The 11,138-nt window shown below is 65.8% G+C and carries 11 protein-coding genes; 5 read left to right on the plus strand and 6 right to left on the minus strand.

Translation table 11 applies throughout. The features are described from left to right. Positions 1-38: 38 nt before the first annotated feature. From AC6JAM_RS13940 to AC6JAM_RS13955, 4 genes are all read right to left on the minus strand, one after another. Positions 39-815, minus strand: coding sequence for an amino acid ABC transporter ATP-binding protein (locus AC6JAM_RS13940; protein WP_497935091.1), 777 nt, complete (start codon positions 813-815; stop codon positions 39-41). Continuing rightward, positions 812-1,774 carry an amino acid ABC transporter permease gene (locus AC6JAM_RS13945; protein WP_497935094.1) on the minus strand — a complete coding sequence of 321 codons (963 nt, stop codon included), beginning with the start codon at positions 1,772-1,774 and terminating at the stop codon, positions 812-814. The genes AC6JAM_RS13940 and AC6JAM_RS13945 overlap by 4 nt, the downstream gene beginning before the upstream one ends. A gap of 35 nt (positions 1,775-1,809) precedes the next feature. Beyond that, a complete protein-coding gene (locus AC6JAM_RS13950) occupies positions 1,810-2,763 on the minus strand; it encodes an ABC transporter substrate-binding protein (protein WP_478223056.1) in 954 nt (317 codons plus the stop codon). 183 nt (positions 2,764-2,946) lie between these two features. Then, on the minus strand, positions 2,947-4,347 hold the full coding sequence (locus AC6JAM_RS13955) for an isochorismate synthase (protein WP_497935097.1): 1,401 nt from the start codon (positions 4,345-4,347) through the stop codon (positions 2,947-2,949). Between the two features lie 116 nt (positions 4,348-4,463). On the opposite strand from AC6JAM_RS13955, the gene AC6JAM_RS13960 reads away from it, so the two are divergent. From AC6JAM_RS13960 to AC6JAM_RS13975, 4 genes are all read left to right on the plus strand, one after another. Next, positions 4,464-5,237 (plus strand): demethylmenaquinone methyltransferase, encoded by a 774-nt coding sequence (locus AC6JAM_RS13960; protein WP_377204606.1) that lies wholly within the window; start codon positions 4,464-4,466, stop codon positions 5,235-5,237. A gap of 3 nt (positions 5,238-5,240) precedes the next feature. After that, on the plus strand, positions 5,241-6,572 hold the full coding sequence (locus tag AC6JAM_RS13965; RefSeq protein ID WP_018768626.1) for a geranylgeranyl reductase family protein: 1,332 nt from the start codon (positions 5,241-5,243) through the stop codon (positions 6,570-6,572). Continuing rightward, a complete protein-coding gene (locus AC6JAM_RS13970; RefSeq protein WP_056392994.1) occupies positions 6,569-7,669 on the plus strand; it encodes a polyprenyl synthetase family protein in 1,101 nt (366 codons plus the stop codon). Before AC6JAM_RS13965 ends, AC6JAM_RS13970 begins: the two co-directional genes overlap by 4 nt. 399 nt (positions 7,670-8,068) lie before the next feature. Then, positions 8,069-8,908: a type IV toxin-antitoxin system AbiEi family antitoxin domain-containing protein gene (locus tag AC6JAM_RS13975; protein ID WP_497935100.1), complete on the plus strand. Its 840-nt coding sequence runs from the start codon at positions 8,069-8,071 to the stop codon at positions 8,906-8,908. Positions 8,909-9,048: 140 nt separating this feature from the next. On the opposite strand, the gene AC6JAM_RS13980 is transcribed toward AC6JAM_RS13975, so the two are convergent. Beyond that, entirely contained in the window at positions 9,049-9,477 is a 429-nt protein-coding gene (locus tag AC6JAM_RS13980; protein WP_056392997.1) for a hypothetical protein, read from the minus strand. Positions 9,478-9,528: 51 nt separating this feature from the next. Further along, positions 9,529-10,182: a trimeric intracellular cation channel family protein gene (locus tag AC6JAM_RS13985; protein ID WP_018769000.1), complete on the minus strand. Its 654-nt coding sequence runs from the start codon at positions 10,180-10,182 to the stop codon at positions 9,529-9,531. 61 nt (positions 10,183-10,243) lie between these two features. On the opposite strand from AC6JAM_RS13985, the gene AC6JAM_RS13990 reads away from it, so the two are divergent. Then, the gene (locus AC6JAM_RS13990) at positions 10,244-11,113 is read left to right on the plus strand and encodes a sirohydrochlorin chelatase (RefSeq protein ID WP_497935104.1); all 870 of its coding nucleotides are present in this window, start codon (positions 10,244-10,246) and stop codon (positions 11,111-11,113) included. The last annotated feature ends 25 nt before the right edge of the window (positions 11,114-11,138 follow it).

Raw genomic sequence — 11,138 nt, forward strand, 5'->3', positions numbered from 1 at the left:
GCAGCGCCAGGGAATTTGGGCTTCGAAAGCGGACGAAGCTACAGCACGCGGCTGAGGAACTCCTTGGTGCGCGCATGCTGGGGGTTGGCGATGATCTCGCGGGGATCGCCCGACTCCACCACCACGCCGCCGTCCATGAAGGTCAGGGTGTCGCCCACTTCGCGGGCGAAGCCGATCTCGTGGGTCACCACGATCATGGTCATGCCGGACTTTGCCAAGTCCTTCATCACGTTCAGGACGTCGCCCACCAGCTCCGGGTCCAGGGCCGAGGTGGGCTCATCAAAGAGCATGAGCTCAGGCTCCATGGCCAGCGCCCGGGCGATGGCCACGCGCTGCTGCTGGCCGCCGGAAAGCTGGGACGGGTAGTGGCCTGCCCGGTCGCCCAGCCCCACACGGTCCAGCAGCTCAAGCGCCCGCTTCTGGGCCTCGGCCTTCGGCTGGCCCTTCACATGCACCGGTGCTTCCATGACGTTCTGGAGCGCGGTCTTGTGCGGGAACAGGTTGAACCGCTGGAACACCATGCCGATTTCCCGGCGCTGGGCGGCGATTTCCTTGGTCTTGAGGTCGTGGAGCCGGCCGTTGACCTCGCGGTAGCCGATCAACTGACCGCCCACGGAAATCCGCCCGGCACTGATAGTTTCCAGGAGGTTCACGCAGCGCAGCATGGTGGACTTGCCCGAACCCGAGGGCCCGATCACCACTGACACTTCGCCCTGGTTGACGGTCATGTCGATGCCCCGGAGCACATGGTGGTGCCCGTAGTACTTGTGCAGGCCTTCGATCTTGACCAGCGGCTTTTCGGCTGTGATCGTCATCGTGCACTCTCCTCGGGGAAGTCCGTCTTCATTGAGTGGTGCGCGTCAGCACCCGCACCGGCGGCTTTGGCAGCAGCCGGGTTGACGCCGGCTGCCGGGGCCTGGTTGTCCACGCCCCTGCCGTAGTAGGCCTCAAGGTAGTGCTGGCCGACCATCAGGATGCTGGTGACCAGGAGGTACCAGAAGGCGGCAACGATCAGCAGCGGGATCGGCAGGTAGATGCGGTTGGCGAGGGCGTTGGTGGCGAAGGTCAGGTCCAGGGTGAACGGGACGGCGAGGACCAGCGAGGTGGTCTTCAGCATGCCGATCGTTTCGTTGCCTGTGGGCGGCACGATGATCCGCATGGCCTGCGGCAGGATGATCCGCCACATGATCTTGCCCTTGGACATGCCGAGCGCCTCCGCGGCTTCCTGCTGGCCCCTGTCCACGGACTTGAGGCCGGCCCGGAAGATTTCCGCCAGGTAGGCCGACTCGTTCAGGCCGAGGCCGAGGATCGCGGGGATCAGGCCTTTGCTGGGATCGGAGAGCGCATAGCTGAACAGTTCAGGACCAAACGGGATCCCCAGCGTGAAGGCCGGGTAGAGAACCGTAACAAGGCCCCAGAACACCAACTGCGTGTAGACCGGTGTTCCGCGGAAGAACCACACCCAGACCCAGCTGGACCAGCGGAACACGGGGTTGTCGGACTGCCGCATGACTGCCAGCAGGATGGCCAGGACAATCGCCAGAACCATCGACGCCACGGTCAGCAGCAGGGTCCAGCCCACGCCCTGGACAACCTTCACGTCCAGGATGTAGGTGCCCACAATGTCCCAACGGAAGTTGGGGTTGGTGAACAGGCTCTGAAGAAGGCCTGCGACCAGGAGGAGGATGATGGCGGCGCTGATCCACCGGCCGGGGTGGCGCACCGGTACTGACTTGTTCAGTACCGGTGTGTCCCGGTGTTGATGATGTTCCATATGCACGCCTGACTTGTCGTCGGAAACGCGAGAACTCAAGACTTGACCGCCGGGTTGACCTCGGACTTGGTAATGGCGCCCTCAGAGTTGCCCCAGCCCTCCAGGATCTTCTTGTAGGAGCCGTCCTCCATCAGCTTGGTGACGGCTTTCTGGATGACCTCAGCCCAGGCGGTGTCAGCCTTGGCCACGGCGATGCCCTGCGGAGCGGAGTCATAGACGTCGCCCAGCTTTTCCAGCTGTCCATTGGTCTGGGTCAGCGCGTAGCCGATGATGGGGGAGTCGGCGGTCATGGCGTCGATGCTGCCGTTTACCAGGCGGGTGGTGACATCCGTCTGGTTCTTCAGGGTGACGATGTCAATGGGCTTCTTGCCGTCTGCGACGCACTTCTTGTTGCGGTCGGAAAGATCGGGGTCTTCCTGGACGGTGCCGGTCTGCACACCGATGGACTTGCCGCAGACATCGTCCAGGGAGAACTTCTTGGGGTTGCCCTTCTGCACGGCCCAGGCGGTGCCGGCGTTGAAGTAGCTGACCATGTTCACGGCGCCCAGTCGCTCCGGGTTGATGGTGAACGAGGAGATGCCCAGATCGTACTTGGGGCCGAGGGCCGGAAGGATGCCGGTGAATTCGGCAGTCTGGACCTGGACCTTGAGGCCCAGCGTGGCGCCGATGGCCTTGGCGATGTCCACGTCGTAGCCCACGGGAGTCTGGCCGTCCGGACCCAGGAATTCGGCCGGTGCGTAGCTGGTGTCGGAGCCTACCGTGATGGTGCCCTTGGACTTGATGGTGTCCGGGACCATGGCAGCGAGGGCGTCGTCCTTCTTAACCGTGGACGGATCAAAGCTCGCGCTGGCCTTGCCTGAGGACGTGGCCGCGCCGGAGGGACCCGTTTCCGAGGCGTTCGTGCATGCTGAGAGGGCCAGGGCGCTGATGGCGATCATGGTGGCAGCGGTCAGCTTGGAAGTGCCCAGGAGGGTACGGGGAGTCTGCATTTCTTACCTTTTGTTGCAGGGGCTATGAGGTACTAACGCGGCTTATAGTGTAACGCTCAACAAGAGAGGTACGTCACACGCAACTAAGTTTCACTATTGGATAACTGTAGCGGGGGCAAAAGCAAGCCTTTAGGAGCGGGAAGAGTCTGTGATCCCAGACTTCGTGCCCAGTCCGGAGAAGAATCAGCTCTTGATGCCCAGCGATTCCAGCATGGGCCGGAACTTGGCCCACGTTTCGGCCAGCTCGGCTTTGGGCTGCGAGCCGTCAACGATGCCGCAGCCGGCATATAGCCTCACGGTGTCGGTCGACTCGATGACCGCACCGCGCAGGGCGATGCCCCATTCGCCGTTCCCGGCGGCATCCAGCCAGCCCACCGGCCCGGCATAGGGGCCGCGGTCAAGATGTTCCAGCTTCCGGATCAGTTCGCCCGCCGCCAGGGTGGGGGTTCCGCAGACAGCTGCCGTGGGATGCAGGGCGTTGATCAGGGCCAGGCAGGTGGGCACGTGGCCCTCCACCTCGGTGAGTTCCGCCTTGACGTCCGAGGCCAGGTGCCACACGTTGGGCAACTCCAGGATGAAGGGCTCATCATGCGCATTCATGGCCTCCGAGAACGGCGCCAGCTGCCTGGTCAGGGACTGGATGGCAATCTCGTGCTCATGCCGCTGCTTCTCGGAGCCGGCGAGCACGCGCGTAGCGTAATCCATGGGCGGACCGTCCTCGCCGTGCGCGTCGCGGCGGTCCAGGGTGCCGGCCAGCACGCGCGCCTGCGCGGTGCGGCCCTCCACCTGGATCAGCATCTCGGGCGTGGCCCCCACCAGCCCGTCCACGCCGTACGTCCAGCATTCGCGGTACCGTGCGGCAAGTTCGCGCAGCACGTCCGCGGCATGTACGCCGGAAGGAATAGTAGCCACAACGTCCCGCGCCAGCACCAGTTTCTCCAGTGCCCCCGTGCGGATCTCGGCAACACCGGCGGCCACGGCCTCCATCCAGGCTTCCTCACTGAGGGAACCGGTGTGCAGCGTTGCGCCAGCCGCCAGGGGGAGGGGGCGTACGACGGCGCCGCGGGCTTTGCCGGGTACGCCGCCCAGGGAAGCGTCCCCGGCGGAGTCCGCTGCCGCCGTCGTGCCTTCCACGTCCGGGTCTTCGGCGGGAGCACCGCTGAGCCAGCGGTCCAGTGCGGCGAGGGCTGACTCTTCGGTGAGCTGGCCGTCGTCGAACGTCAACTGCGTGAGCCATGCCTGGTTGTCCCGCACGCCCACCACGATCTCCGGCACGATCAGCCGCGACTCGTGGGCGGAAGTCTTGGAAAAGGCAAAGGAGCCGAAGGCGACGGGGCCGGTGCCGGGCAGCTCCACGGAGTCCGCGACCTCAGCCTCAAGGACCAGGTGCCGCCACCAGATGTCCGCCTCCAGGAACCGGTCCGGCCCGGTGGCAGTGAAGCGCGCAATCTCGCCAAACCCGGCCAGCCCGGCTTCCCTGCGGGTCCAGCACAGGACATCGTCCCTGACCAGAAACGAAGGCAGCCCCCCGGGGAACGCTTTGCCATCCAGGGGGACTGTCAAGGTGCGGAACGTGCTCGTCATGATGAGACAACACTACTCCCGCGTACACGGTGGCCTCCCCGGCACCCTGATGCAGGCTTGAGTGGGCAAAAAAAGGGCTGGTCAGCACGCACGGGAACATTTGAGACAATGTCATGGTGAACCGAGCATCCTTGGATAAGCGTCCGGACGAAGTAGCCACGATGTTTGACGACGTCGCACCGAAATACGACGTCGTCAACGATGTCCTCTCCATGGGGCAGACCCGCCGCTGGCGGAAGATCGTGGTGGACGCGATGGAAGTCTCCAAGGGCCAGCGCGTCCTGGACCTCGCGGCCGGAACGGGGACCTCCAGCGAGCCATATGCCGACGCCGGCATAGACGTGGTGGCCTGCGACTTCTCCCTGGGCATGCTCAAGGTGGGAAAGCGCCGCCGCCCGGACATCAACTTCATTGCCGGTGACGCCACCAACCTGCCGTTCGCTGACAACACGTTCGATGCCACCACCATTTCCTTCGGCCTCCGCAACGTGAACGAGCCCAAGAAGGCGCTGCTGGAGATGCTGCGCGTCACCAAGCCGGGCGGCCGGCTGGTCATCGCCGAGTTCTCCCAGCCCGTGGTCCCGCTGTGGCGCACCATGTACACCGAATACCTGATGCGGGCCCTGCCGGCCATCGCGGTCAAGGTCGCCTCCAACCCCGACGCCTACGTCTACCTGGCCGAGTCCATCCGTGCCTGGCCGGACCAGGACCACCTGGCCGCCTGGCTGCAGGAGGCCGGCTGGGAGAATGTCACCTACCGCAACCTGACCGGCGGCATCGTGGCAGTCCACCGCGCCTTCAAGCCCGCCTCGCCGTCCAACGGCGGCGCTGCCGCCATCGCCGCGCACAAGGGCCCGGTGGCCAAGCTGCGCCGCAACATCGTCCGCTGACCTGTGAAGGTACTGATTGTCGGCGCCGGCCCTGCCGGGTCCACCGCCGCGTACTACCTCGCCAAGGCCGGCCTCGATGTCACGGTCCTGGAGAAAACCAGCTTCCCGCGCGAGAAAGTCTGCGGCGACGGGCTCACGCCCCGGGCCGTCCGCGAGATCCAGAAGCTCGGCCTGCCGCACCCTGAGAACGACGGCTGGCGGCGGAACAAGGGCCTGCGCCTGATCGCCGGCGGCCGCACCATCGAACTGCCCTGGCCCGAGGTGTCCGACTTCCCGCAGTACGGCCTGATCCGCACCCGGCTTGGCTTTGACGAGGAACTGGCCCGGCACGCCCAGGCCGCGGGTGCCACCATCCTCGAGCGGCACAGCGTCACCGATGCCCTCCGGGACGACGACGGCCGGGTCACCGGGGTCCGCGCAGCGCTCCTTGACGAGTCCGGACGGAAGACGGGCCAGACGCACGACTTCAGTGCCGACGTCGTCCTGGCCGCCGACGGCAACTCCACCCGCACCGCTGTCTCACTCGGCATCCAGAAGCGCGACGACCGGCCGCTCGGCGTCGCCGTCCGCACCTACTTCACCTCGCCGCGCACCGACGACGACTGGATGGAAGGCTGGCTGGAACTTCCCGGCCGTGACGGCAAGCTGCTGCCCGGCTACGGCTGGGTGTTCGGCGTGGGCGACGGCACCTCCAACGTGGGCCTGGGCATCCTGAACTCCTCCAAGGAATTCGGCAAGCTCGACTACAAGCAGGTCCTGCGTGAATGGACCGCCGGCATGCCCGCCGACTGGGGCTTCACACCGGAAAACCAGGTGGGGGAGATCCGCGGCGCCGCGCTGCCCATGGGCTTCAACCGCACCCCGCACTACTCGCCGGGACTCCTGCTGCTGGGCGACGCCGGCGGCATGGTGTCCCCGTTCAACGGTGAGGGCATCTCCTACGCGATGGAGTCGGCGCGTTTTGCCGCGGAGTTCATCATCGACGCCTCCTCGCGCTCCATGGCAGCAGGCGGAACGTACGACGCCGACGCGCACCTTTCGCGGTACGCGGACTACGTGCGGGACCAGTGGGGCTCGCACTTTACCCTCGGCCGGGCCTTCGCCGCGCTGATCGGCAAGCCGGCCGTCATGAAACTCGCGCTGCGGACAGGCATGCCAATCCCAGTGCTGATGCGGTTCGTGGTCAGGCTCCTTGCCAACCTCACGGACCCCACCGCCAAAGGCTTCGAGGACCGGGTGATCCGCGTCCTGGAATCGCTGGTTCCGGCCACGTCCAATACCCCGTCAGCTCCGAATCAGCGGTATCCGCAACAAAAAGTTAGGGTTAACCCGTGACCAAATCCGCAGACCACAGCTGGACGCACGCCGGGCACGGCCTGCCGGACTCCGAACCCAGCCTCAACACCACCGCCATTGCCACGGGCCTCCAGCTGCCGGCAGGCTTCGCGGCCATCGCGGGGGACGCCGAGCTGGGGCCGGCCATCACCAACAACCTGGCCAAGGTGGAGAAGAAACTCCGGGAAGCCATCGCCAACTCGGATCCGCTGGCTGACGCAACGTCGCGCCACTTGGTGGAAGCCGGCGGCAAGCGCATCCGGCCGCTGCTGACCCTGCTCTGCGCCCACCTCGGGGACGCATCCCTGCCCGCAGTGGTGCAGGCCGCCGTCGTGGTGGAACTGACGCACCTGGCAACCCTGTACCACGACGATGTCATGGACTCGGCCCCGTTCCGCCGCGGCGCCCCTACGGCCCACGAAGTATGGGGCAACTCCGTGGCCGTCCTGACGGGCGACCTGATCTTCGCCAGGGCCTCCATCCTGGTGTCCGAACTCGGCGGGCGTGCGCTGGGCATCCAGGCCCGCACGTTTGAGCGGCTGTGCCTGGGCCAGCTGCACGAAACGGTGGGGCCCCGCCCTGACGAGGATCCGGTGGAGCACTACCTCTCCGTGATCGCGGACAAGACCGGCTCGCTGGTGGCAGCTTCCGGCCAGTTCGGTGCCATCTTCTCCGGCGCCGACGAGGCCTTTGAGGACATCCTGGTGGAGTACGGCGAGAAGGTGGGCGTCGCGTTCCAGCTGGCCGACGACGTCATCGATGTAACCGGCGTGAAGGTGAAGTCCGGCAAGTCGCCCGGAACGGACCTGCGTGAAGGCGTTCCCACCCTGCCCGTCCTGCTCCTGCGCAAGGCTGCCGCTGACGGTGACCAGTCCGCCGTCGACCTTTTGACGCTGATTGACGGTGACCTGTCCTCTGATGATGCACTGGCTGCCGCTGTGGCCGGGCTGCGCGAGCACCCTGTCACTGCTCAGTCCTGGGTGGTGGCACGCCGCTGGGCCGACGAAGCCATCGCTGCCCTGGCCCCGCTGCCCGAGGGCGTGGTCAAGGAGTCACTGTCCAACTTCGCGCTGGCCGTGGTGGACCGCGCCAGCTGATCCTTGGTTTTTAGGAGCCCGGTTCCCCTGGTTCATCCAGTTGGTGCCGGGCTTCTTCTTGTGCCCCCGCTTAACGGGACAGCCCCGGTCCTCAACAACCGAAGCTGCTGTGAACCGGGGCCATCTCTCCGTTCGCATCAGACCCGCCGGAGGCGTTTAGCGGATCCGTGAATAGCTTATGACAGCTTTGTCATAACGCGCAAGTCCCTTGTTACTGCAGGTGTCAAAGATTTTTCAGGGCTGCCTTTGCGGCCGTCGTGGGGCACATCGAAGGCCGCCCCCTGCATACAGGGCTGAACCCGCGGCGGGTCCGTGTCGAAGTGCCCCACGACTGCAGGTTCTCCACATGGCGCGGCCCGGAACTGTCGCTTGCGGCAAGGTGCAGGGGACTGTGGAGCCATGGATATTGAGGCTTTTCTCCGTCGCCGGGGAGGGGTGGCCCGGACTGCAGCACTGCACCGGGCGGGATTTTCCAGAACGCGGGTGGACAAGTTCCTGGCAGCAGGCCTCATCGTGAGGGTCCGGCGGGGTGTTTATGGCCTGCCGGTGGAAGGCGGCGTGCTCGGTTTGGCGCTGCAGCACAATGCGCTCGTGACCTGCCTTTCCGCTGCCCCCGTTTATCAGCTGTGGACCCTGGAGAAGGCGGGTGTGGTCCATCTGAGCCCTGGGCACAGGAAGACAGTGCGGGGCACCCTCACCCACGGCCGGATCCGCCACCCTGTCCATCCCTGGCTGCCGGTGGCAGGCCTGGCCGACGTCCTCATCCATGCCCTGCACTGCCTGCCGGAACTGGAGGCGCTGGTAATGGTCCAGTGCGCCGCGCAACGCGGAGATGTGACGGTGGACTTCCTGCGGCGCAAGCTTCCCGGGAACCGCAACGCCCGTGCCCGGTCAGTCCTGGATCACGTAATTCCGCGGGCGGACTCGCTCCTGGAAGTCTTGGCCAACTACCACTTCCACAGGGCCGGCCTCCATGTCCGCCGGCACGTGGAGCTCCCGGGCGTGGGGGAAGTGGACTTCCTGATTGAGGATTTCCTGGTGGTGGAAACCGACGGCGCCAGCCACCTGGAGGCAAAGCAGGTTAAGAAGGACAGGGCACGCAACAATGCCACAGTGATTGGCGGGCGTCTCTGCCTGAGGTTCGGCTATGCGGATGTGGTCCACCATCCCGGGGTGATGGTGGACCAGGTCCTGGCGGTGCTGGAACAGAGCCGGCGGGGATCATTCAGTGCGCGGTGAGTTCCCGCGGCCGCGGGGCACTTTGGCCGCGACAGTTGGCAAAACAGGCTGGGATCACGGCGTGTCCGTGTCAAAGTGCCCCAGGACCGCAGCAGTGCCCCAGGACCGCAGCAAGGCAGCCCAGCCGAAGCGGGGAGTCCCTACTCTTCCTCTTCGTCCTCGAACGCCCACTCGAACATGTCGAAGACGAATTCGGAGAAGGTGCCTTCCTCGGACTTCCACTGGCCGCGGGCATTGTTGCGGCGGTACACGATGGGATCGGGGACGCTGAGGTCTCCTACGCGGAAGCCCCAGGTGAACTGTTCCTCTTCGTCCTCGAGGAACATGAGGAAGCCCTCGTCGTCGACCTCGAGCTCTTCGGGGTCCCAGAAGTAGTGGTAGGCCTCCATGAGGTCCTCGCAGCCGCCAAGGGCCAGGTAGAACTCGCGCAAAACCAAGGGGATCTGGAACTGGTGCCCGGCGAGGGCCTTATCCAGTTCCTCAGGGGTCAGGCCGTCCTCTTCCTGCCATTCATCCTCGAGATACTTCGGAACAAGCGCACGGAACTTCTCGAGGAACATGTCAGTCATGCTCATATCCTAGCCAATGCGGAGCACCCCAAAATGACACCGGGGCAGCACTCACAGCCCTGGATCGGTGCCGCGCCGGTGCCACCCGCGGACTGCGAGGGGGGCCTGCCAGGAACGCCGCCACGCCAGGACCCGGAACGTGAAAACCACTGCCGCGATGGCGGCCGCCGTGAGGACGTTGAACACGCCAAAGACCCAGAGCACGGCAGTCATGGCAGCCCCTACAAAAGCCGGCAGCGCGTAGATGTCCTTGGGGTTGAACAGTTCGGGAACCTCATTGGCGGTGATATCCCGCAGCAGCCCTCCGCCCACCGCCGTCGTCACCCCCAGCAGCACGGACGCCACCGGGTTAAGGCCCGTGGCCAGCGCCTTGAGCGTGCCGGTCATGCAGAACAAGGCCAGGCCGGCGGCGTCGAACAGGATCAGCAGGGACGTGTAGCGCTGCACGCTGGAGAACAGGAAGAAGACCAGCACGGTGGCCAGCAGCGGCGGGGCCAGGTACGCCGGATTGGTGAAGGCCGCCGGAACAATGGCCAGGATGATGTCCCGGATGACGCCTCCGCCGAGCCCCACCAGGGAAGCGAGCAACAGCGATCCCACAATGTCGATCTGCTTCCGCGCCGCCAGCAGCGAGCCCGAGACGGCAAAGAAAAACACGCCCAGCAGATCCAGCCACACCGGGGAGTTGTCAAAGGCGAATGTCATGGGGCGTCCCCGGTATTTCAAAGAGGGCGGACAGGGCGGCTCCAACGTTACGCTAGCCCCTATGAACAGCCCCATCATGATCGCCTGTGCCCATGGGACGTCCAACACACAGGGGGCCGCGGAGGTCAACGCCCTGCGCGCCGCCATTGCTGAACTGCGGCCAGGCCTCGACGTCCGGGAAGCCTATGTGGACGTCCAGCAGCCGGATCTGGTGGATGTGGTGGCGGGCCTGCCGGAGGGGGAGGCCGCCGTGGTGGTTCCCTTGCTGCTCAGCGTTGGTTACCACGTGAAGGTGGACATCGCGCGGGCCGTGAAGAGCCGTCCGGGCAGTGCGGCCGCCGCACCGCTGGGCCCCGACCCGCGGCTCGCCAGACTGCTGGACCAGCGGCTGCGCGAAGCCGGGACCACGGACAACGACGTCATCGTCCTTGCCGCCGCCGGCTCGTCCAACCCCAACGCCGCCGACAGCGTGGAGGAGTTGCTGCGCCAGCTTCAGGAGCTCCGGTCCAACCGGATCGTGGCCGCCTACGGTGCATCGGCCAAGCCCTCAGTGCCCGACGCCGTCGCGATGCTTCGGGAGGAACTTGAAGGAGGTGCCGGGGCGGGGGAGTCCGCCGGGGCCGTCGACGTCGGCGGAAGGGTGGTGATTGCCTCCTACCTCCTGGCGCCGGGCTTCTTCCACGACCAGCTGGCCAAGGCAGGAGCCGACGTCGTGACCGAACCCCTGCTGCCGTCCCCCGTGCTCGCCGAGATCGCGCTGGACAGGTACGACGCCGCCGTCGCAACGATGAACGGGACCCCTGCGGAAGCACCGGCAGCGGCACCCCTGGAAGCCGCCGCACCGGCCCCGGCCGCACCCGCCACGGATGCACAGGAGGGTGGCATCTTCAAGGCCCTCCGGCGTTTCGTGACGAAATATTTCCCTAGGTGACTTAGCGTTTCCGGCCCTTTGTGAC

The organism is Arthrobacter sp. GmRoot5-12 (assembly GCF_059739365.1).

Excerpts from the sequence above, each read along its gene's own strand:
- AC6JAM_RS13955 (WP_497935097.1), bottom strand. The coding sequence starts at position 4,347 with ATGACGAGCACGTTCCGCACCTTGACAGTCCCCCTGGATGGCAAAGCG.
- AC6JAM_RS13985 (WP_018769000.1), bottom strand. The coding sequence starts at position 10,182 with ATGACATTCGCCTTTGACAACTCCCCGGTGTGGCTGGATCTGCTGGGC.
- AC6JAM_RS13945 (WP_497935094.1), bottom strand. The coding sequence starts at position 1,774 with ATGGAACATCATCAACACCGGGACACACCGGTACTGAACAAGTCAGTA.
- AC6JAM_RS13990 (WP_497935104.1), top strand. The coding sequence starts at position 10,244 with ATGAACAGCCCCATCATGATCGCCTGTGCCCATGGGACGTCCAACACA.
- AC6JAM_RS13940 (WP_497935091.1), bottom strand. The coding sequence starts at position 815 with ATGACGATCACAGCCGAAAAGCCGCTGGTCAAGATCGAAGGCCTGCAC.
- AC6JAM_RS13980 (WP_056392997.1), bottom strand. The coding sequence starts at position 9,477 with ATGACTGACATGTTCCTCGAGAAGTTCCGTGCGCTTGTTCCGAAGTAT.
- AC6JAM_RS13950 (WP_478223056.1), bottom strand. The coding sequence starts at position 2,763 with ATGCAGACTCCCCGTACCCTCCTGGGCACTTCCAAGCTGACCGCTGCC.
- AC6JAM_RS13975 (WP_497935100.1), top strand. The coding sequence starts at position 8,069 with ATGGATATTGAGGCTTTTCTCCGTCGCCGGGGAGGGGTGGCCCGGACT.